Raw genomic sequence first — 20,624 nt, 5'->3', positions numbered from 1 at the left:
CAATGTTAAAACAAAAGACTCTAAAAGATAGCTTTTCGCTTAGTGGAAAAGGTCTTCATACGGGACTTGACCTAACCGTTACTTTCAATCCTGCTCCGGATAACCATGGATACAAAATCCAACGTATCGACTTGGAAGGACAGCCTACCTTCGATGCCGTTGCAGACAACGTATCCGAAACTACCCGTGGAACTGTAATCTCCAAAAACGGAGTAAAGGTGAGCACAGTGGAGCATGGTATGGCAGCCCTCTATGCATTGGGTATCGATAACTGCTTGATACAGGTAAACGGACCGGAATTTCCCATTCTGGACGGAAGCGCCCAATATTATGTCAACGAAATAGAGCGCGTAGGCACTGTAGAACAAAATGCCGTAAAAGATTTCTATATCATCAAGTCCAAAATTGAATTCCGTGACGAAACAACCGGCTCTTCCATCATCGTGTTGCCGGACGAGAACTTCAGCTTGAATGTATTGGTATCATACGATTCCAACATCCTCCCCAACCAGTTTGCAACGCTGGAGGACATGACGAAGTTCAAGGATGAAATCGCCGCAAGCCGTACTTTCGTGTTTGTACGCGAAATTGAGCCGTTGCTGCAAGCCGGTCTTATCAAGGGCGGCGACCTTGACAATGCGATTGTTATTTACGAACGCGAAATGTCCCAGGAGAACTATGACAAGCTGGCCGACGTGATGGGTGTTCCTCATATGGACGCCAAACAATTGGGATATATCAACCACAAACCTTTGGTGTGGCCCAATGAATGCGCCCGCCACAAGTTACTTGATGTCATCGGTGACCTGGCCTTGATAGGCAAGCCCATCAAGGGCCGTATCATCGCTACCCGCCCGGGACACACTATCAACAATAAGTTCGCCCGCCAGATGCGCAAGGAAATCCGTTTGCACGAAATACAAGCCCCTACCTACGACTGCAACCGCGAACCGATTATGGATGTAAACCGCATCCGCGAACTTCTGCCTCACCGTTACCCGATGCAATTGGTGGACAAAGTCATAGAAATAGGTGCCAACTACATTGTAGGTGTCAAGAACGTAACTTCCAACGAACCTTTCTTTCAGGGACACTTCCCGCAGGAACCCGTAATGCCCGGTGTGTTGCAGATAGAGGCAATGGCACAGACGGGAGGTTTGCTTGTTCTGAATTCAGTGGATGAACCGGAACGTTACTCCACCTACTTCATGAAGATTGACGGTGTGAAATTCCGCCAGAAAGTGGTACCTGGAGATACCCTCATCTTCCGTGTAGAGCTGATGGCCCCCATACGCCGCGGCATCTCTACCATGAAAGGCTATGTGTTTGTAGGCGAAAAAGTTGTCTGCGAAGCAGAGTTTATGGCGCAAATAGTTAAGAACAAATAATAAAATTTACGATTAGACTATTTACGATTTACGATTCAAATTATTCGTGAGAATTATCACATTCGGATAAAATCGTATATACAGTAAATCGCAAGTATTCTCAATCGTAAATCGTAAATAGCTAAATCGTAAATAATATGATAAGTCCCTTAGCGTATATTCATCCCGAAGCCAAAATCGGGGAAAACGTAGAGATTGCTCCTTTTGTTTTCATTGACAAGAATGTGGTAATCGGTGATAACAACAAGATTATGGCAAATGTCAACATTCTGTACGGTGCACGCATCGGCAATGGAAACACCATTTTCCCGGGAGCCGTTATCGGTGCTATTCCCCAGGATTTAAAGTTCAGAGGGGAGGAAAGCACTGCTGAAATCGGAGACAACAATATCATACGTGAAAACGTAACTGTCAACCGCGGTACAGCTGCCAAAGGCAGAACCATCGTCGGTAACAACAATCTCCTGATGGAAAGTGTACACGTGGCCCACGATGCTCTGATAGGCAACAGCTGTATCATTGGCAACTCTACAAAAATGGCGGGTGAAATTGTCATCGACGATTATTCCATCATCAGCGCCAATGTACTGATGCACCAATTCTGCCATGTGGGCGGTTATGGAATGATACAAGGCGGCTGCCGTTTCAGCAAGGACATCCCACCGTACATCATTGCCGGACGCGAGCCTATCTGCTATGCGGGAATCAATGTGGTAGGGTTACGCCGCCGTGGCTTCTCCAACGAGACCATTGAGAAAATCCATGATGCCTATCGTATTATCTATCAAGGCGGTCTGAACAATACGGATGCCTTGAAGAAAATCGAGGATGAAATGGAAATGACACCGGAAATAAGCTATATCGTAAACTTTATACGTGAATCAGCCCGCGGCATTATCCCCGCAGGAAAATGAAAAACGTATGATTTACACAAAGTCAGAAATCATAAATTATAAATCATCATGATCTACAGATTTACAATCATCTCTGATGAGGTGGACGATTTTGTCAGAGAAATACAGATAGACCCGGAAGCTACCTTTTATGACTTCCATGAAGCGATTCTAAAGTCGGCAGGCTACACTAACGACCAAATGACGTCTTTCTTCATTTGCGATGATGACTGGGAGAAAGAGAAAGAAATTACGCTGGAAGAAATGGATGACAATCCGGAAATGGACAGTTGGGTGATGAAAGAGACCCAGCTGAGCGAACTGGTTGAAGACGAGAAGCAGAAACTTCTCTATGTATTCGATTATATGACTGAGCGCTGCTTCTTCATCGAGCTTTCTGAAATCATTACCGGAAAGGAAATGAAAGGAGCCAAATGCACCAAGAAAGCAGGTGAAGCTCCCAAGCAGACCATTGATTTTGAAGAGATGGCAGCTGCTGGCGGTTCCCTTGATTTGGACGAAAACTTTTACGGCGACCAGGACTTCGATATGGAAGATTTCGACAAAGAGGGTTTCGGCGGTTTGGACGAAGCCGGAAACTCCTTTGAAGAAGAGAAATATTAAACAGACATACCATACAGATTTCTTTTAGGCACGGATTACACGGAAACACACGGTTGTTATTGAATATTCCGTGTAATCCGCGTAATCCGTGCCTATTTTTTTACCCGCATGCACACCCTAATCGTACTTATCGGTCCCACCGGAGTAGGCAAAACAGAGCTCAGCCTCCGATTGGCAGAACATTTCCATACTTGTATCGTCTCGGCCGATTCGAGACAACTCTATGCAGATTTAAAGATAGGCACGGCTGCCCCTACACCGGAGCAACTGCAACGGGTACAGCATCACTTCGTCGGTACCCTGAAGCTGACAGACTATTACAGTGCCGCCCAATACGAAGCGGAAGTGATGAAGCTGCTGGAAGACCTGTTTACAAAGCATAACACCGTACTGCTGACCGGAGGCTCAATGATGTATGTAGATGCAGTCTGTAAAGGAATTGACGACATTCCGACCGTAGATGCCGATACACGCCAGCTCATGCTGCACAAATACGAAACAGAAGGTCTGGAAAGACTTTGTGCGGAACTTAAGCTGTTGGATCCGGAATATTACAAAATAGTAGATTTGAAGAATCCCAAACGCGTAGTCCATGCTTTGGAAATCTGCTACATGACGGGAAAGGCCTACACTTCCTTCCGCACTCAACAAAAGAAAGAACGCCCCTTCCGTATCATCAAAATAGGATTAACACGTAACCGGGAAGAGCTTTATGAACGCATCAACTGCCGGGTGGACCAAATGGTGGAAGAGGGTTTAGTGGAAGAAGCGCGCATGGTCTACCCGCATAAAAGTCTAAATTCCCTAAATACAGTAGGCTACAAAGAAATATTCAAGTACCTGGATGGTGAATGGACATTACCCTTTGCCATCGAAAAGATAAAGCAGAACTCACGCATCTATTCCCGTAAGCAAATGACCTGGTTCAAACGAGACGAGGAAATCCACTGGTTCCACCCGGAGCAGGAAGGGGAAATACTGGAATACTGTCATTGTTCCATCAAAGGCGTATAAGCCTTTCGGACAAGTGCTTCCACATCTTGATAAAGCTTCTGCATTTCTTGAGAATCAATGCTTCCTTGCTGTCTCCAGCTGTCCAACAATAGGCATGTACGGCGAAACACCTCTGCCTCTACCGTAACAAGCTGCTGCATATAGCCATTATTCTCCATATTGTACAGTTTTTCCCAATTCAGATAACGATTGGTTCCCATCCCCTGATTATAACAAAAGACATTGTTGGAAAGCCGGAGTGACCAATCACTGAGCGGAGCGGCGGCACACGCCTTGTCCCAACATACCATCGGAGGCAGAAGTCTATCCGCATCCTTCACCCAAAGCGGCACGGCAATACCCGTAGGAGGATATCCCAGCATTGTCCACATCGTAGTAAGTTCCACCTTCTCACCCGGTTTTACGCCCTGCACCACAATGGAACAAGAAGTACTGTTACGGGGAATAAAATCCTGGTCGACAAACCAACCGGAACCTTGCGGGCGATTAAATTTCCCGTTCTTCAAATCAATATCAAGCATGCCATTGCGAAACGAACGTGAAAGATCATTGAATATACCCTGCGGTGTGATCCCTCCCGTTGCAGAAGCCCTCATCAGTACCCTGTCTGCCTCCATATAGCGTACATAACCTGCCCCCCGATTTGCTTCACCGGCAAAAGAGAAGTTGGTACGGGCAATGTAGCCGTAAGGAGCATCTTTGGGATTATTGGCATCATACATCGTATATTTATAATAATCCACCTCAAACATGGCGGCAGCGCCTTGAGCGTCGATTACGCCAAAATTGGCCTCTATCAAGCTGGGCTTGGAAATGGTATCGAGGAAATGGCAGAAATCCTCCACCGTGGCACAAACCTCCAAGGCACGGTAGATAATCCTCCCGTTGGCTGCCCCCCGTTCTTCCCCATCTTTCACTTCCACCAGATTGTAGGATTGGGTGTTCATCAAGGCAAAACCAACGGAGTTTGTACCCATCCATGCCTCTTTCTGTATATGAAAGTACGTATTTTTTATAAGTGATTGAGAATGAGATAAGTTTTTATCTCATAAAAAGAAGAGGTTACGAATTAGAAATAAACAGAATGTAGCATCCTGCTGTGATTTGCATAACCATCCAAAGAACTCTTTCGGTTGCAAAGGTACGATATTTAATCGGGGATAAAGAATGTTTTAAGATTTTTTATCCTCGATTTTTTGGATAAATCTGTTTTTATTATTAAACCATATTCTTCTCTATTCTTTGCTATTTCCATTTCAATCTATTCAAACTTATGTGGCAATGGTTTCTGTTTTTTGAATGGTCTATTTCGTTTGCATATTCTCATCCTTTCGTGTGTTTTGTATAAAAGTCAGCCGTCGTCGAAGAAAGACAGTCCTCGTACCTCAGACTAACTTCCTCCGACTATGGCACGGCAAGAAAAATCCTTGGCGGTATGCCTTGAAATACTTCAAGACTATACTGCCAAGGACTTTTCTTTGTTTGCCGTGCTGACAACGGCTGATTTTTATAGCCACAACTCGCAGTTCCATTTTTATCGCACAATCCAAACGACATGAAACAGTGGCACGCCACCCTTTCATGTCTTAGTAGTACGGCATGAGGAAAAGTGTTTCTTTTTGTCGGTTGCAGGCTAACCGATCAAAAGGAACACCATTCCTTGATTTGCCGTACCATTTTGTTTGCATACTCCACCGCAAGAAAGAAGTCTTTGATGTAAACCTCAACGACCACTTTCATGCTTGGCTGCACAGCCTTGGAGAAAACCCGATGCAAGAAGCATGGACAAGCCATACTCTTCTTTCATCGGAATTTCTCTGAAGGCTGTGCCATTCTTGTATGCGATTTCCATTTTCCTAAAAACATTTGCAAGACAGTAATTGTATCCATTTCTCAGAAATGAGTATGCGATAATCGTGCAGTCCAAAAACTTCCGTGAAGTTTCTATTTTTATTTGCCGCTCTGATTTTCTTTCCTCCACATGGTCTTTCCTTTTGGCATCAACCGTTATCGTGCAGGTGCAAAGGTATGGCAGCGGGCTTTGGAAATAAAAGGTCGAGCCTTCGGTTTTCGAAAAAATCTCCACACCGTTGGGTAGTATTTTTCCGAAAAACCTTGTATTTCCAGCCTCGCCGCCCTTGAAAGGCACCTGAAACGAAACGACCGATGCGACAGGAAGACGCAAAAAAAAATGTCGGAAAAGGGAGCGACAAAAAGGTGAAGAAACGAGAACTTCCCTTCAGTTCCTGGAACCGCAAATAAATTTAATTCAAGGCTATATGACAACAAACATCAACATAACACAGACTTGGTGGAGATTACTCTCCGCAGTCGGCTCAACCCTCATCACTTTGGTGGCTTGGTTGGGATATATGGCTCTCTGCATGGTCGGTGAAGTCATATTGGGAATTGTGAAGTTCATCTTCGGCATCATCATTTCCATTCTTTCTATGGTGGTACTGATTGGAACATTCATTTGGTTATTAACACTTTAAAGTACAAGCGATATGAACAGAAGCATTGAAGCGATACCTACATGGGCACTCTGCTACATCATCAATGGCGATGCAAGCGGACTGACTGACGAGGAAATCCGTATGGTGGACGAAGCCATACGCAAGAACAATATTGAGATAGTAAGTCCAAGATACAACGAGGACATGTGCACAGAACCTTACTTCAGCCGTTATCCGTTTTTCGGACTGCCTACAGAAGTTGAGGACTGCGACATCATCTATCACGAGTAACAACCCCTTTAACAACATCAGATATGAACACTACAGAATATTTCAAGAGAACCATACAAGCCTATTTGGAGGAGCGTGCTATGGAGGACGAACTCTTTGCAGCCAAGTATGACAACCCCGACAAGAACATAGACGATTGCGTCACCTATATCCTTAATTGGGTACAGAAGAGCGGTTGCAACGGCTTTTGCGATGACGAGATATATGGGCAAGCCATCCACTACTACGAGGAGAAGGACATCGAGGTAGGAAAACCATTGAACTGCCAAGTGTCTGTCAACCACCACATCGAACTCACAGAGGAGGAGAAGGCACAGGCAAGACAGGAAGCCATCCGCCAATATCAGCAAGAGCAGATGAACAAGATGCGTAACAGAGATACCGCCAAGCGCACCTCACAGAGAACGGAAACAGAAGTACACCAACCATCATTATTCGACACGTTATGAAACCAAGAACGAAATATCAGAAGCAAGTCGTAACCTCAAACAAGGGGTTACGACCTATCAAGGGAGCGCAAATGCAATGGGCATTCCGTGAATGTCTTGACCACTATGCCTTTCAGTTGAAGCACGGACAGACCACCTGCATGGACTGCGGACACACTTGGACTACGGACGAGGATGCGGACAAATGTGTCTGCCCGAAGTGTAAGGCAAAGTTGGAAGTGCAGCGCACCAAGCGACAGAAGGCAATGTCTTCTACTTATTTCAGCGTACTCACCGAACGTAAGGGACTGCAACTTATGCGAGCATATCAGATGAAAGCCTATTACCGCAAGGGACAAAAGGCAGACATCTGTTGTTGGGAGGTGGCACGCTATTGGATGAACGAAAAAGGCAAGGTGGAGGTTATGGCACGCAAGCGCACAATGGGTATCTATATGGACACGTTCTGCTATGACTCCGACATTGAACTGCGCAGGGACAACACCACCTATCAGCATATTGCTTCATTTCCGGTCTGCCCCGATATGAAAATCATTCCTCAGATATGGCGCAACGGCTTTGACGGAGCGTTTCACGGCATCGAACCGCTTACATTGTTCAAGGCGATGCTGACAGACCACCGCATCGAAACGATGATGAAACAATGTCGTTACGGACACGTCCGCCACTTCATAGACCACCCACGGCACTTGGAAACTTGTTGGAATGCCTACAAGATAGCCAACCGCAACCATTACCTTATTACAGACATCGGCAAATGGGCGGACTATATCTGTATGTTGGTGGAAATGGGCAAGGACATCAGAAGTCCACATTACATTTGTCCCGACAACCTTGAAGCCGGGCACGACAGAATATCCGAGAAAATCAGAGCCAAGAAAGAAAAGGAGCGTACCGAGGAGGAGATACGCAAGGCATTGAAGAACGAGGACAAATTCAAGGAAATGAAGAGCCGTTTCTTCGGTTTGATGTTCACGGACGGCAATATCGTGGTGAGAATGCTTGAAAGCGTCAGGGAGCACGTTCTTGAGGGCAAGGCGATGCACCATTGCGTAGGCAGCGGTACAAACTATTCACTCAATCCCGACTGCATCATCTTCTATGCAAGAATAGCCGAACAAAGAGTTGAAACAGTGGAGTTTTCACTCGAACAGATGAAAGTCGTACAATGCCACGGACTACAGAACAAGGACACCGAGCACCATGCCGACATCATCAACTTGGTGAACAGCAATGCAAGACTTATAGAGCAACGAATGGTTGCAACGACATAACACCACATTATTATAATTTAGGCAGAGCGATGAAAATTCGTTCCGCCACTTTCTTCATGAGCCGAGGAGCGGAAAGAAAGTGGCAAAGAACCGTTTTTTCCTTATCTGCGATACTTGCAGAATAACAAAGGACAGCCCAAATCAAAAGGACTGTCCTTTATTCATAAATCGTTTTTTCTGTTCCTTGGGAGATAGTCCCATCTGGCGATTGACACTTTTGCTTACTAATGCGGCATGATGCCGTCCTGTGGATTTAGTGGCAAGCTGAGATTTTAGCCGTAGTCTTTCTTTTTCATTGGCGTACTCTTAATTTATTGTCAGAGGCGATACGACTTGAGACCTTCATCGAATGCAGCCTTGATTTCGGCTGCATAGGCATTGAAGTGTTCGTTGATGATGTTATCCACATAACTTGCAATGGAAATCTTTCCCTTGCCTACGATACTGACAAATTTAGTCACACGCTCATGAATGTCCTCGCTGATGCCAACATGTCTGCCATATCTTGCGGTAAAACCTGCATTTGCCATGAACTTACCGACATACTGCTCAGTACGCTCTTTCTCCATTCTGTCGATTGGCTCAAATTCACCCACATCATAATTCTCATATGCTGCATCTTCATCAAAACACTCCTCCTTGTCGGAAATAGTTGACGATGTACGGTCTTGAAATGTCTCTTCAAGACAAGCGTCAATCTGTTTCCCAGCTTCCTCCATTGTCTCTTCATAATTTCTCATGAAAGCCTCATACAACTCCTTGGCATCTGTCGAAGTGAGTTGTCCTTTACCACAGTTTTTTGTTTTGTCTGCCATAATCATTCTTTTAATTGTTATACAAATTCTCTGCTATTGAAATACTTGTTGACTATTGAAAATCCAACCTCAACAGTTTTTGTCAGATACCTGACATATGCAATTCCATCAACGCATCTATTTTGCGTTTAATAATCTTTGAGCGTTCTGCGATTTCAGCTTGTAGCTTTTCGCTGTCCATTTCCGAGAATATTTTGCCCACATGTGCAAATCTATCCTTTGTTGCATTGTTTTCTTCTGTTCTTTCCATAATTCTCCTTATTAAATTGTTATACAAAGTCGAGGATATTGAAGTCCTCTATACTGTCTGGCACCTTAAACTCTTTCTTTGGCTTGGAAATCTCTACAATCTTATGAGTTTGCAAGTAGAAGGTGACGTAATCATGGATGTTCTTCTTGCACTCCTCGCTGTTCTCCATGAATTTCTCATAGAATTGGTTGCCATCCATCTCATGGAAAACCTTGCCTGCATGTCTTTTCTCCTTGTCCGTTGCTTTCGGTGCCTTGACGGTATTCACAGCTGCGTCAATGTCCTCAAAACTTGACCCTTTGGCTTGTGGCATATCGGCATCTTCCTTATTGTCAGAATATTTCACACCAATATCTTCTATGCGAACATTCGTAAACACGTCATCAAGCTGTTCGTCAGAAATCCGTGCCGTACTCTTTGGAGAATCGTCAAATGTCACGTCATTATCCGATACGGACATGGATTCTGTTTGTTTTTGTTCCGTTTCTTCTTTCTTCCGCAGTTGGGACAATTTGAAAAGACTTTTGCCTACAAGTGCCATCGGGTCGATAGGCGGTTTTTCCTCTTCTTCCTTATTGTTCGCAACTTCAAGGAGCAACTTGTTGTAAAAATAGATAGTCCAGACATTGAATGCAACCAAAACTATCATGAATATACTTTCCATTGTCATGCTTATTCCTTTTTATTTGTCATACATTCCAGTCATCTATCTCTTTTCTCAGCAAGCCGTTGATTTCTTCCTGGTTCTCTTCAAGATGTCTCTCAAGAATAAGGTCGATATAACCACCAACTGTTAACTCATGTTTTGCGAGCACACTGACAATCCTCGAAATTCTCTTATGTATCTCACGACTGATATAAACGCATTGACGAGTCTTTATCTCGTTTCGTTTGAGAAATGCAGCATCATAACTTTCAGAAGAAACCTTGGATGGCTTGCGTGGGGCTGCAGGCTTATCCATCTGTGAACGTGGATTTTTCTTTTCACCCTCTTCTTTCTCTTCGGTATCCTTCACTGGGTTTTGGGAAGTTCCGTCAAGAATGGATGCCGTTGTCGTGCCAATCTTGCTCTTGCCAATAGAGGCAATGAGCAGATTTTCATCTATTGCGTCAGTGTTGATTTTTCTGCTTACCATAGGCTCATGTCTTTATGATTTCACAAATCTCGTCGGACAACTCCTTGATGCCACTCCCTCGCAACAGGTTTGGGTCTGATGGAAAGATGGTGGAACGGAACACTGCCTTTCTGTTCTCCGACAGCTCTCTTCTGAAACGTTTGCTGTCTGGCAGTCGTGTGTTGAGAACCGAATAGTCGAGAGACTTGAACATACCTTCATATACATCATACAAACTCGTGCGTTCTCGTTTGTCAACCATTGTCCAAAAGAAAGCAAGTTTCTTGGTGACCGACCAACCCTGTGTCAAAAAGTTGTCGTGGAACAACTGCATGAAGCTCATTGCGCTTTCTACAACAAAGCGGTCTGCGCTGACGGGTACAAAGATGTAATCCATCTGAGACAAGGTCTTCATGACGCCCTCACTTTTGATAGTCCCAGGCATGTCAAAGAAGATGAAGTCAAGTTTAACCTCTGTTTCATTCAACACTGTCTCTGCGTCGTCAAGCGCATTGACAGCATTGCTTCTCGTTACGCTGAAGGACTTCTTGCCCAGTTTTTTGAAATGCTCACAGGCTTGCGCCTTGAAATAGTCGCTGCTTTTGATGAGTTCCAGTTCCTCGTCTCGCAGGTCTGCAAGGTTGTATTGTGGCTCGTCACAATCTATGACCGCCACATTGAAGCCCTTGACATTGTGAAAGTAGTTGGCTACAAGAGCCGTGATGGTGGACTTTCCTATTCCACCTTTCTGTGTCGCGAATGCAACAAATCTTGTTTTACTCATATCTTTAACTTTTTAAATTGTTGATAACTCACTTCTATAATATTCTGCCAATTTAACGATGTGGACACATAAGAGTCCATGTCTACAATTCATTGCTTCATTATGGAGACCTTGAACCATTGCAATGCTTCATCATTTCCATACGACAGTACGACAGTGAATCAGTAAGTCTGTACGTCAGTAGCGCATCATTGATGCAAGGCGATACTGCAATAATGACAGATTTATTCACTTCTACAAATGCTTGTTTCATCATATTTTCAAATCATTAGTTCGATGTTTACGGCTGCAAAGTAACAACGCTTTTTCCGAAAAACAATGGTTTTCAAATCCTGTGGCAGCATGTTGCCGATAGTTGCAGTGGTTGTCTGGGGTGCATCTGTTCCAAGGGTGCTATTATAGCCGTAATTTTGCACCCGAAAGGCAAAGCGATGGATGGCGCATCCATATCGTTCCGAAAAGAACTAAGGCTTGATGTTCCGCAAAGGACTGGATTTCCCGAACAGCTTCCATTCGGGATGGGGACAGCTTCTTACGAAGGCTAACTTCAATCCACCCTAAGCGGATTTTTATGTCCTCAAAGACATAGCAAGGTATGTTTTGAGTTACTCAAAACCTTTGGAGTTACTCTCCAAAGACCTTGCCCTGCCGGGTTGGTAGCCTCTCCGAAGTCGGGCTCCCCATGTTCCAATCTGACGATAGTTTGTGCAATTCCATTATTGCCGCATGTACCACTTAATCCATATTAATATGAACACAGAAAGAAAACGAGGGGGACGAATCCCCAAGCTGAACCCGAAGTCGCACCATGTGATGCTTCGGTTCGACGATGACGAGTGGATGAAATTCCTCGTCATGTATGAGCAGACTGATGTGAAGGCAAAGGCTGTCTTTGCCAAGGCACGCATCTTCGGCGAGCCGTTCAAGGTGCTGCGCGAGGACAAGACATTGGTGGAATACTACACCAAGCTTTCTTCTTTTCACTCGCAGTACCGAATGATTGGCAACAACTACAACCAGGTTGTCAAGGAACTCCGTTGTCATTTCTCAGAGAAAAAGGCGATGGCTTTGCTCTATAAGCTGGAGAACTGCACCAGGGAACTGGTCTCTCTTACCCGTGAGATTGTTGAACTGACCCGTAAGTTTGAGGAAAGATGGTCGCAAAGATAAGTTTCGGAAGTTCATTGTATGGCGCACTGGCATACAATGGTGAGAAGATTAACAAGGAAGAAGGAAAACTCTTGGCTACAAACAAGATCTTCGATGATTGTTCGGGAAAGACGAGCATCGCCAATGCCTTGCGTGATTTCCAGCGATACCTTTCTCCGCACATCAGAACAGAGAAGCCTGTCGTGCATATATCCTTGAATCCGCATCCAGATGATGTGCTGACGGATATGGACATGGAGAACATCGCCCGTGAATACTTGGAGCGCATGGGATATGGCAACCAGCCATACATGGTTTACAAGCATGAGGACATCGACCGTCATCACATGCACATCGTGACCATCCGAGTGGCTGAAAACGGCAAGTGCTTGGATAGCCGATACAACTACCATAGGAGCAAGGCTATCACCCGTGACTTGGAGGAGAAGTACAGTCTCCACAAGGCAGACCGCAAGCAACGCCAGGCAGACAATCCACTCCGCAAGGTGGATGTAAGCCAAGGCAATGTGAAGAAGCAGGTTGCCAACACAGTAAAATCTCTCTGCGCCACCTACAGGTTCCAGTCCTTGGGCGAGTACCGTGCACTTCTTTCCTTATATAATATATCCTTGGAGGAGGTCAGAGGCGAAGTTGGCGGTCGTGAGTATCATGGTTTTGTCTATTCTGCCACGGACAGACAGGGCAACAAGGTGGGAAATCCTTTCAAGGCTTCAAAGATTGACAGGTCTGTCGGTGCGGAGGCGATAGAAAAGCGGTTCGCTTATTCTGCCAAGAAGTTCAAGGAGGACAAGAAACTCTCCGAGATGACCCGTCATAGCGTGGAAGCTGTCTTGAAGCAGACGTACCATAAGGATAAGTTTGTTGAACTGCTGAAAGCAAAGGGCATTGATGTTGTTTTCCGCCATACAGCTGACGGCCGTATCTACGGAGCAACATTCATTGACCACCGCACTCAAAGCGTTTTCAATGGTTCAAGACTTGGAACGAATCTTTCTGCCAATGCCCTACAGGAGCACTTCACCTTGCCTTACGAGAACGAACAGCCGATACCGCTTGCCATTCCAAAAGAAGAAGGCTCTGGCTTGGAGCAGGAACTTCAAGGTTCTGGCTTGTTCGATGAGTACGGCAGCGGTCTTGGACTTATGGCAGGGAATGGTTCTTCCAACGAGGCACAGGAAGCTGCATTTGACAGAGAGTTACGCAGAAAGAAAAAGAAGCGAAAAGGGAGAAACCTTTAATCGTATTATCAAGGTATAACTTCAAAACAGAAAAACAATGGCACAAGAAGACGATTTGAGAGCATTGGGAAAAATAATGGATTTTCTCCGTGCCGTGAGTATAATACTCGCAATTATGAATGTATATTGGTATTGCTACGAGGCAATGCGCATGTGGGGAGTGACAATCGGGGTTGTTGACAGAATCCTAATCAACTTCAACCGTACAGGTGGAGTTTTTTTATGTGACAAGAGTAGTTTTCCAATGAAAAAGGATGGCAAGAGTATGAATCCTACCATCCTTTTCGATTGTGTACTGAGATTATATAATATCTCAACTTGACAAATTCATTATACTACGGCTAAGTGCAATAGGATGCCCATTACAAATTCTCTCAATGCAGCCCAAAGGTATTTTTGATATTTTTTTGACAAAAACAAAAGATTCTACAAGAAGAAATAGAAATGAATATATCAAAGCGAATGTGCCACTATTGGTAGAAAGCATAAATGAAGTTTATTGAGCTTGCAATAATTATAACGAAAAACACTTGACCTTAGTTCTTTATCTTAAAATTAGGCGATATATAGAAGAACGATTAAAGCATTTCTATTAATGAATTGAAATTCACTGGGTCATTATGTCCTGGATCATGTTTTTTAAGGATGGACATCGTTACCTCTATAATGTTGTCTAAATAGGGGATACTCCATGTTCCCAAATTTTGCCTTGCATAGTAGTTCGAATAGTAGACAGAATTCCTTATCTCTCTGCTATATTTATTTTTATATTCTTCAGCTTTATTCCTTACCTTTCTATCAGGGTCATTTTGAGCAGATTCGAGTAATGCCTTTAGTTGATTTGAATACTTTTCGTAGTTGCTCAGCAAATTGGGCAATTGTTTGAATTTCTCTTTCACTGATGCAGTTTTTATCTTGTTAAAGTCATCAATGCATCCTTGGATTCGTTTGGCATCATATTTGAAATACAAACGACCATTTGCATATTTAGCAGAAGTTTCATCCGCTGTTTTTTGCATTTCAGACATTGACAGGAGCGTTGTGGACATAGTCAAGCTATCTGCTTTATGCTGTTGTTGCATAGATGCAATCAGCGCATTCTTTTCTCCAATAATAGCTACTTTCTCCTCTATATCCTTTTTATTATTTCTTATAACATCATCCAAATACTCTTTCTCTTTCTGTAAATTCTGGATAATAGAATTAAGAGAAGTGCAGCTATCTGCTAAAGTTTTCGTGCTATCGGACAATAATTTTATGTCATCACGAAATTTGTCATACTTTGCAGCAGAAATCTTTACTTCATCCTTGTCCTTCTTGTTCTTTTGAGCATTTGCAGAAACTGCAAGAAGGCAAAGCAAAAGCGTATAGATAATCCTAAATGACTTTTCCATTTTCCTTGTTTGTTTATTCATTCCATGTATAGTTTTCTGCAGATCTATCGTAATAGTCCTGAGAATTCTTAAGAGATTGTGCATGTGCGGAAGTGCTAACTCCAAAAACTTTCGTTTTCTCGAACTCTTGGATTAAATCGTACACCTTGCTAGACTCATTATCATAAGCACTCTTTGTTCCGAAAGAGTACAAATTCTGCAAATTATCAATACGCCTTTTAAGCTGATAATAACAAGACAATTCGAGTTTTTGCCCCACAGAGTTTAATGCATTTACCAACCTGACGCAATTCTTTAGATATTCTTTCGTTGCCAAAGACTCTGCATTTTTGCGTTTAGAATATGCATCATTGTAGTTATTGAAAGATGTTTGCTTAGCAACATTCCAGGCATTACCATATTCACTGATAATGCTTTCTATCTTTGTAAGTACAGCAAGACTAGTAGATTCTAAAGCCTTTTTCGAACCTTGAGCAATCGTGACATTACGCAGCTTGTATATAATCTTTGTCATAACGACATGGTCACTATGACTCCATATGGATTGTTCAAATTTAGACATCGACCATTTTACGAATGCTGCGGAGAATTTTTCTGCAGAACTAGATATTGCATTGTCACATGACTTCTGGTCTATCAAAGAATCCTCTCTGTACAATGTAGCGCGGTCAGCTATAACATCAAACAATTTCTCTGCCTCTTTTAATTCCAATGTGTCTGGATTATAAGAATTAGAAAACTTTTGGATGTCGGCCGTATGCACATCTTCCGTTTTTATATTCTCAGGTGGACTTACTACTGTTTGGATAAAAAATAAGACACCACCTACTGCCACTGCTATTGCAATGGCAAGTATCAGCGATTTTATAAGAGATCTGTTCATTAGTTCAAATTATCTTGATTATTATTCCCTTTAGAACTTCCCTTGCTACCAGAGTTACTCTTGTTGGTAGTTTCATTGTCATTGGAATTTCCTTTGTTATTAGAATTTCCTTTGCTACCGGAATTACTCTTGTTGGTAGAGTTCCCTTTGCCGTTTGAATTTCCTTTGTTGTTGGATGGTCTATTATTTTTACTAGTAGTTTCAGAAACCACGGATGATGAATGATTTGAATCATAGTCTTCAACACCGTTAGAAGAATCGGATGGTATGTCGTTTTCTTTTGCGTCTGGCTTAGACGCAAAATCTGTGTTTAGATATTTCTCTACATCTATACTTCCATCAGTTGACCATACTCCCTTTTTATTATTATTCTCTTCAACAATCTTATACAGACGTTCCCATTCGTTGATATATTTCAGGTCAGAATGATCATCTATGAACTTCTTAAGTTCTTTGAATTGGAAATCCCGAATCATTGCGTACACTCCTTTTAAGTCGGGGAATTTCTCCATTTCTGACTCAATCCATTTTGTATTATTCTGTCGCAAATACTCTACCGTTGACTCCCAATCAGATGTAGAATCATTATACTCATCACTTGCGATTTCTGACTCCTGTGGTTTGTCAGATGGGGATATATACTGATATCCATAATAACAGCATACAATGATTAAAACAAATATCCCTGTGTATACTAGATACTTTAACCACGGGGTACCTTTTCCGTGGTGTTCTTTTGAGGAATTCCCTTTTCTTTCTTGACTTATATAATCTTCTCGTCTTACAGACATTGCATCTCTTCCGATAGGAGGCATCGCTGCTTGTTTATGAGCACCTTTAAGTCTATTTGTTCTTGTTTCAGACGGAGTCCCTTCGAATTGGAATCCGGGAATCTCTGAGCCTTTAAGCTTATATTGTGTTTTGATTACAAACTCGATGGTTCGAACGTCAGGAATCTTCGTTTCAATGCAGCATTTATATTCATGGTTCTCAGGTTGGAGTTCTATAACGAATTCTCCTTTCTCATTTGGTTGGGTAAGATCTAATGTGCCATTGAATGGCTCATAAGTTTGTAAATCAACACGACAAGATACACAGTTCAAGTCATCTTCTCTGAAGTAAAAGACAGTTGGGTTCTTACTATCATCCACCCAATATTTCCCAATAAATATGGGTCGTACTTTCAGAGTTTTCCCTGTAACTTTGTCAACAACTCGAAACAACTCAAGACGAAAGGAACGCTTCATGTCTGTTTTTTGTATCAATAAATCCTCACTACATCTTCCTTGCTTATCCACTGGGGCATAACCAGAGCGTGTCCATCTAACTCTCACCTGGGCACCTTCTGTTACCCTTAAGGAATCCGCTCCCCAATTATGCTTGAAACCGTAACGTTCCGAAGGAAGTTCTATCACAAAGCTTTTTTCAAGCTTTGTGTTAGACAAGTCTTGTGCATCAGAAACTTGCAGCCCGCTTTCTTTGTCTATTAAGAATACGGACTTATATTTGCAATACTCTGATTGATAGAGGTAATCTTCCAATATCGAACTCTGTGTGTACACAAGTTCTGTTCCTTTACCATAGTAGCGTACAGCATAGGTGTCCCCAGAGCTGACAGAATAGCTTGGGTTGTTGGTTGTTTGGTAAGGCTTTTCGAACAGATTGTCTAGTTCTGCCTTTTTGTCCTCAACATCGAAAGACAAGATTTCTTCAACCTTTTGTATTATTGAAGACAACTCTCCCTTGGGAAGAAGAATGTCTTTATGGATGAAAATCCATGCACTCTGATAATCATTTCTTCCTGCAATAGGTTGCATAATGCAATAGAAACATCCATTACTTTCGAATTGGATGAAATGAATTGGAACTGAAGCAGAATTGTTTGTCACCTTCTTCAATTCAGCCCCAGTATCACGCACTACCGAAGACCATTCATCATCATTAAAACGATAAATGGCTCTAAAACCGCTTGTGCGGTTATTAGCTTTTGTCGTATTAATAACAATACCTAACTTATTCTTTTCCATATTATTTACCAAACATTCTTGTTAATTTACCTAATCGGCCGGCTCTCTCTGCATAGGAGCGTTCCTTTATTTCTTCTATTATACGATGTGTCCACTCCTTGTCAAACATACACAGATTTTGGAAACAGACTTTTCCGATAGAAAACGGAAATCTTGATACCCGGCCACCATTTATCTCTTTCTTTTCGCATATATCAACAAGGCCTCCATAAAGACCTTTATAGTATGTTTCGATGTAATTCGCAAGATGTGTACCTAACTCTGACTCATCAACATTAGCTTTATCAACTTTAGTAACAATCATATAGACACCATCTGTAAATTCATCAAATATGTCCATTTCATTTATGTAGCTAATGGCTGCCTGAAGATAAGAGTCTTGACTCATGCTTCTAATCTTTTTGTCTTGTGCACCATATTCAACAACAAAGAAATGAATCTTACGATTGTTGGTTCTGTTTTTAACAAGGATGTTGTCAAGAGTATTTATAGCATCCGCCTGTTCTTGTCTCTCAAATGGCAAACCTGAGGCTTTGAGATGCATACATGTAAACAACTCACCAGACAAATCAATAAATGCTAACTTATGCTCACGACCATCTTCACCGACAAGAGTAAAACGCATCTCGTAGGTATCTTGTACGTCTGTACGGGGAGGTAAAACAGAAACGGCTTCTGGATCGAACAAATCTGCTAATTGCATCATATATGCCGCACCTTGACAATTTCCATCAGGATGCATTGCCTTAACATTGGTTCCATTCTTCGCCGCACTCATAATAGCACCCAAGGCACATGTCTTCCCTGATGATGGAATGCCCCAGAAATACACCTCGGTATAATCTTTTTTAATTTCCTCCAAAGGTTGCGCAGGTGGCAGGTCTGGAACATCACTTGACTGAAAATCTATCAATTTGTCAACAAAAACTGAGTCTATGCCGCTGATATTTTCCAAATCATCATACTCGATAATTCCTTCATTACACAGTGTCTGAACGATTTCTGCCTCCATAATATTATTGTCATCACCAATAACAGTTGCAATATCATGAGATGAAATTCTGTTGGAGTTAAGGTATGTTTTCAGCAACTCTGGTATCTTGAGGTCAGGACGGTTGCTATTATAGCCTTCTCTAATCGCCGAGATGACCAAACGTGTTCCGTTACCGCGCCTCTTTTCTCTTTGCAATTCGTTGATTTTTGCGCGTGCTTCTGTAACATGCGGACTCCTTGGATTCTCACGGATAAAAGTGCGCAATGCTTCTATGTCCGATTTGTCTAGAGAATCCCATTCATTTTCGATTTGGATTTTGTTGTCTTCTCTTATTAAATCGGAAATTCTGCCCCTAGCGGCATCAGTGAACTTACCAGAAGGATACTTTGAAAGATATTCTTGAAATGCCGATTTTGTACCAGCAGTAAGTGCCCTTTCCCAATCCTTGTCTTCTACTTGAGCAATTTGTGAAATTTGCTCCTCAATAGCTTTGCGTAATGACGGCGTAAGATCGCCTGTATCACGCATATCGTCCCAAGTAATCACGCCCTTGTCTACATACTCCGCAAGTTGACGTGGACTATACTCGGAAAGATTGTCTAATATGTTGTCTTTTGTATTCATAATCAAAATGAGTCGTATTTACTTCTATTAGTCCCTTGCTTTTTGTTTGCTTTATCTATAGAAACTGATTTGTGATAATTTCCCTTTCCAAAGAATGTCTCAATATTTCTTGAATGGCGTTCTTGTACGAAGTATGGGCACAAAAGCAGCAAGTAGCAAATAAGCAATGTCGTTATCGCTAATGCGTTTGGAGCCTTTGCTTCTTGATATAAGCTTTTCAAACTTGTTAGTCCGTTCAGTGCTTTCTCTTTATGTATGTTTGCTGTGGAAAATGGATCGACATCCGTTTCAGAAGAAATACACTTTTGAGAAATTGTGTTTAAGGATTCTGTCCATTGTTCTATTGCTCCCTCAATGGTGGAGATGTTTCCGAAAAGAAAAACATTCCATACAGAAGGAGAATCACTAACCTTATTAATCCAAATTTTTGCCTCATCAATGGATTTTCTTGTCGAACTTTTCAAGTATAGTGACAACTCAGTAATCCTATTATTTATGAGTTGGTCATCGTTAACTGTTGATGTTAAGGAAGACTTAAGTTGCTCTATTCTGGAATCCGAATACGAGTCATAATCTGAAAATATACCCAAAGAAGCCTTAATTGATTTGTCAAACTGCTGGATGATTTCATCTTCCGAACTTTGAACTGTCCAAAAATGTGAGAAAGGAACACCAACAATAATAATAATAAATGGAGAACATGCTACTAATATGCGTTCCCAAATAATACTCCTGTGAAACTTCTTATCCACACCCTTTAGAACTTGCGCCCCTAATACAGTAAGAACAATTAAAAGGACACAACATCCCATGGTAAATAAACCTGCGCAATAATTACCAACGGTGTAGTATGTCGCTCCCATGAAAACGACATACGCAATAAAAATCAGTGCGAGGAACGCCACAATGTGTCCCCACGAAAATCTAAGTTTTCTATTCAT

The 20,624-nt window shown here is 42.5% G+C and carries 21 protein-coding genes and 2 pseudogenes; 11 read left to right on the top strand and 12 right to left on the bottom strand.

Features of this window, described 5'->3' with window-relative positions:
- Positions 1–2: 2 nt before the first annotated feature.
- From NQ510_RS08380 to miaA, 4 genes are all read left to right on the top strand, one after another.
- Entirely contained in the window at positions 3–1,388 is a 1,386-nt protein-coding gene (locus NQ510_RS08380) for a bifunctional UDP-3-O-[3-hydroxymyristoyl] N-acetylglucosamine deacetylase/3-hydroxyacyl-ACP dehydratase (RefSeq protein ID WP_005823709.1), read from the top strand.
- A 137-nt stretch (positions 1,389–1,525) separates the two neighbouring features.
- Entirely contained in the window at positions 1,526–2,302 is a 777-nt protein-coding gene (gene lpxA / locus NQ510_RS08375) for an acyl-ACP--UDP-N-acetylglucosamine O-acyltransferase (protein ID WP_005823711.1), read from the top strand.
- 48 nt (positions 2,303–2,350) lie between these two features.
- A complete protein-coding gene (locus tag NQ510_RS08370; protein ID WP_005823714.1) occupies positions 2,351–2,905 on the top strand; it encodes an IS1096 element passenger TnpR family protein in 555 nt (184 codons plus the stop codon).
- Between the two features lie 108 nt (positions 2,906–3,013).
- Positions 3,014–3,919: a tRNA (adenosine(37)-N6)-dimethylallyltransferase MiaA gene (gene miaA / locus NQ510_RS08365; protein ID WP_005823716.1), complete on the top strand. Its 906-nt coding sequence runs from the start codon at positions 3,014–3,016 to the stop codon at positions 3,917–3,919.
- Here miaA and NQ510_RS08360 read toward each other — a convergent pair.
- Positions 3,895–4,908, bottom strand: a pseudogene (locus NQ510_RS08360) (carcinine hydrolase/isopenicillin-N N-acyltransferase family protein); the annotation flags it as partial. The gene miaA and the pseudogene NQ510_RS08360 overlap by 25 nt on opposite strands.
- Before the next feature lie 734 nt (positions 4,909–5,642).
- On the bottom strand, positions 5,643–5,771 hold the full coding sequence (locus NQ510_RS08355; RefSeq protein WP_255415916.1) for a hypothetical protein: 129 nt from the start codon (positions 5,769–5,771) through the stop codon (positions 5,643–5,645).
- A gap of 427 nt (positions 5,772–6,198) precedes the next feature.
- Between NQ510_RS08355 and NQ510_RS08350 the strand changes: the two genes are divergently transcribed.
- The 4 genes from NQ510_RS08350 to NQ510_RS08335 are packed head-to-tail and all read left to right on the top strand — an operon-like array spanning position 6,199 to position 8,389.
- Positions 6,199–6,414: a hypothetical protein gene (locus tag NQ510_RS08350; protein WP_005823733.1), complete on the top strand. Its 216-nt coding sequence runs from the start codon at positions 6,199–6,201 to the stop codon at positions 6,412–6,414.
- Positions 6,415–6,426: 12 nt separating this feature from the next.
- Positions 6,427–6,666 (top strand): DUF6926 domain-containing protein, encoded by a 240-nt coding sequence (locus tag NQ510_RS08345; protein WP_005823735.1) that lies wholly within the window; start codon positions 6,427–6,429, stop codon positions 6,664–6,666.
- Positions 6,667–6,689: 23 nt separating this feature from the next.
- Positions 6,690–7,115, top strand: a complete 426-nt coding sequence (locus NQ510_RS08340; RefSeq protein WP_004312216.1) for a PcfK-like family protein — start codon at positions 6,690–6,692, stop codon at positions 7,113–7,115.
- On the top strand, positions 7,112–8,389 hold the full coding sequence (locus tag NQ510_RS08335) for a PcfJ domain-containing protein (RefSeq protein WP_005823738.1): 1,278 nt from the start codon (positions 7,112–7,114) through the stop codon (positions 8,387–8,389). Before NQ510_RS08340 ends, NQ510_RS08335 begins: the two co-directional genes overlap by 4 nt.
- 317 nt (positions 8,390–8,706) lie before the next feature.
- Here the strand turns inward: NQ510_RS08335 and NQ510_RS08330 are convergent, their stop codons facing one another.
- The 5 genes from NQ510_RS08330 to NQ510_RS08310 form a co-directional block, all read right to left on the bottom strand.
- On the bottom strand, positions 8,707–9,204 hold the full coding sequence (locus NQ510_RS08330) for a DUF3408 domain-containing protein (RefSeq protein ID WP_139169197.1): 498 nt from the start codon (positions 9,202–9,204) through the stop codon (positions 8,707–8,709).
- An 82-nt stretch (positions 9,205–9,286) separates the two neighbouring features.
- On the bottom strand, positions 9,287–9,454 hold the full coding sequence (locus NQ510_RS08325) for a hypothetical protein (RefSeq protein WP_005823744.1): 168 nt from the start codon (positions 9,452–9,454) through the stop codon (positions 9,287–9,289).
- Positions 9,455–9,473: 19 nt separating this feature from the next.
- Positions 9,474–10,124 (bottom strand): hypothetical protein, encoded by a 651-nt coding sequence (locus NQ510_RS08320; protein WP_005823746.1) that lies wholly within the window; start codon positions 10,122–10,124, stop codon positions 9,474–9,476.
- A 19-nt stretch (positions 10,125–10,143) separates the two neighbouring features.
- Complete coding sequence (locus tag NQ510_RS08315) at positions 10,144–10,590, bottom strand: DUF3408 domain-containing protein (protein WP_005823748.1); 447 nt, start codon at positions 10,588–10,590, stop codon at positions 10,144–10,146.
- A gap of 4 nt (positions 10,591–10,594) precedes the next feature.
- On the bottom strand, positions 10,595–11,353 hold the full coding sequence (locus tag NQ510_RS08310; RefSeq protein WP_005823750.1) for a ParA family protein: 759 nt from the start codon (positions 11,351–11,353) through the stop codon (positions 10,595–10,597).
- Positions 11,354–12,103: 750 nt separating this feature from the next.
- Between NQ510_RS08310 and mobA the strand changes: the two genes are divergently transcribed.
- The 3 genes and pseudogenes from mobA to NQ510_RS18880 all read left to right on the top strand — a co-directional run.
- On the top strand, positions 12,104–12,523 hold the full coding sequence (gene mobA, locus NQ510_RS08305) for a conjugal transfer protein MobA (RefSeq protein ID WP_032856281.1): 420 nt from the start codon (positions 12,104–12,106) through the stop codon (positions 12,521–12,523).
- Positions 12,508–13,761: a conjugal transfer protein MobB gene (mobB, locus tag NQ510_RS08300; RefSeq protein ID WP_005823759.1), complete on the top strand. Its 1,254-nt coding sequence runs from the start codon at positions 12,508–12,510 to the stop codon at positions 13,759–13,761. Before mobA ends, mobB begins: the two co-directional genes overlap by 16 nt.
- Positions 13,762–13,798: 37 nt before the next feature.
- Positions 13,799–13,981 (top strand): annotated as a pseudogene (locus NQ510_RS18880) (YWFCY domain-containing protein); the annotation flags it as partial.
- A gap of 358 nt (positions 13,982–14,339) precedes the next feature.
- On the opposite strand, the gene NQ510_RS08290 reads toward NQ510_RS18880, so the two are convergent.
- From NQ510_RS08290 to NQ510_RS08270, 5 genes are read right to left on the bottom strand one after another with little or no spacing between them, the layout of a single operon-like run.
- Complete coding sequence (locus NQ510_RS08290; protein WP_005823764.1) at positions 14,340–15,176, bottom strand: hypothetical protein; 837 nt, start codon at positions 15,174–15,176, stop codon at positions 14,340–14,342.
- Positions 15,169–16,038 carry a hypothetical protein gene (locus NQ510_RS08285; protein WP_005823766.1) on the bottom strand — a complete coding sequence of 290 codons (870 nt, stop codon included), beginning with the start codon at positions 16,036–16,038 and terminating at the stop codon, positions 15,169–15,171. Before NQ510_RS08285 ends, NQ510_RS08290 begins: the two co-directional genes overlap by 8 nt.
- Positions 16,038–18,065 (bottom strand): hypothetical protein, encoded by a 2,028-nt coding sequence (locus NQ510_RS08280; protein WP_005823768.1) that lies wholly within the window; start codon positions 18,063–18,065, stop codon positions 16,038–16,040. The genes NQ510_RS08285 and NQ510_RS08280 overlap by 1 nt, the downstream gene beginning before the upstream one ends.
- A 1-nt stretch (position 18,066) precedes the next feature.
- A complete protein-coding gene (locus NQ510_RS08275; protein WP_005823770.1) occupies positions 18,067–19,683 on the bottom strand; it encodes a tetratricopeptide repeat protein in 1,617 nt (538 codons plus the stop codon).
- Between the two features lie 2 nt (positions 19,684–19,685).
- Positions 19,686–20,624 carry a hypothetical protein gene (locus tag NQ510_RS08270; RefSeq protein WP_004312230.1) on the bottom strand — a complete coding sequence of 313 codons (939 nt, stop codon included), beginning with the start codon at positions 20,622–20,624 and terminating at the stop codon, positions 19,686–19,688.

This window comes from Bacteroides uniformis (assembly GCF_025147485.1).
Classification (GTDB): Bacteria; Bacteroidota; Bacteroidia; order Bacteroidales; family Bacteroidaceae; genus Bacteroides; species Bacteroides uniformis.
This window is presented reverse-complemented; position numbering and strand designations above follow the sequence as displayed.

Excerpts from the sequence above, each read along its gene's own strand:
- NQ510_RS08380 (WP_005823709.1), top strand. The coding sequence starts at position 3 with ATGTTAAAACAAAAGACTCTAAAAGATAGCTTTTCGCTTAGTGGAAAA.
- lpxA (WP_005823711.1), top strand. The coding sequence starts at position 1,526 with ATGATAAGTCCCTTAGCGTATATTCATCCCGAAGCCAAAATCGGGGAA.
- NQ510_RS08370 (WP_005823714.1), top strand. The coding sequence starts at position 2,351 with ATGATCTACAGATTTACAATCATCTCTGATGAGGTGGACGATTTTGTC.
- miaA (WP_005823716.1), top strand. The coding sequence starts at position 3,014 with ATGCACACCCTAATCGTACTTATCGGTCCCACCGGAGTAGGCAAAACA.
- NQ510_RS08355 (WP_255415916.1), bottom strand. The coding sequence starts at position 5,771 with ATGGAAATCGCATACAAGAATGGCACAGCCTTCAGAGAAATTCCGATG.
- NQ510_RS08350 (WP_005823733.1), top strand. The coding sequence starts at position 6,199 with ATGACAACAAACATCAACATAACACAGACTTGGTGGAGATTACTCTCC.
- NQ510_RS08345 (WP_005823735.1), top strand. The coding sequence starts at position 6,427 with ATGAACAGAAGCATTGAAGCGATACCTACATGGGCACTCTGCTACATC.
- NQ510_RS08340 (WP_004312216.1), top strand. The coding sequence starts at position 6,690 with ATGAACACTACAGAATATTTCAAGAGAACCATACAAGCCTATTTGGAG.
- NQ510_RS08335 (WP_005823738.1), top strand. The coding sequence starts at position 7,112 with ATGAAACCAAGAACGAAATATCAGAAGCAAGTCGTAACCTCAAACAAG.
- NQ510_RS08330 (WP_139169197.1), bottom strand. The coding sequence starts at position 9,204 with ATGGCAGACAAAACAAAAAACTGTGGTAAAGGACAACTCACTTCGACA.
- NQ510_RS08325 (WP_005823744.1), bottom strand. The coding sequence starts at position 9,454 with ATGGAAAGAACAGAAGAAAACAATGCAACAAAGGATAGATTTGCACAT.
- NQ510_RS08320 (WP_005823746.1), bottom strand. The coding sequence starts at position 10,124 with ATGACAATGGAAAGTATATTCATGATAGTTTTGGTTGCATTCAATGTC.
- NQ510_RS08315 (WP_005823748.1), bottom strand. The coding sequence starts at position 10,590 with ATGGTAAGCAGAAAAATCAACACTGACGCAATAGATGAAAATCTGCTC.
- NQ510_RS08310 (WP_005823750.1), bottom strand. The coding sequence starts at position 11,353 with ATGAGTAAAACAAGATTTGTTGCATTCGCGACACAGAAAGGTGGAATA.
- mobA (WP_032856281.1), top strand. The coding sequence starts at position 12,104 with ATGAACACAGAAAGAAAACGAGGGGGACGAATCCCCAAGCTGAACCCG.
- mobB (WP_005823759.1), top strand. The coding sequence starts at position 12,508 with ATGGTCGCAAAGATAAGTTTCGGAAGTTCATTGTATGGCGCACTGGCA.
- NQ510_RS08290 (WP_005823764.1), bottom strand. The coding sequence starts at position 15,176 with ATGAATAAACAAACAAGGAAAATGGAAAAGTCATTTAGGATTATCTAT.
- NQ510_RS08285 (WP_005823766.1), bottom strand. The coding sequence starts at position 16,038 with ATGAACAGATCTCTTATAAAATCGCTGATACTTGCCATTGCAATAGCA.
- NQ510_RS08280 (WP_005823768.1), bottom strand. The coding sequence starts at position 18,065 with ATGGAAAAGAATAAGTTAGGTATTGTTATTAATACGACAAAAGCTAAT.
- NQ510_RS08275 (WP_005823770.1), bottom strand. The coding sequence starts at position 19,683 with ATGAATACAAAAGACAACATATTAGACAATCTTTCCGAGTATAGTCCA.
- NQ510_RS08270 (WP_004312230.1), bottom strand. The coding sequence starts at position 20,624 with ATGAATAGAAAACTTAGATTTTCGTGGGGACACATTGTGGCGTTCCTC.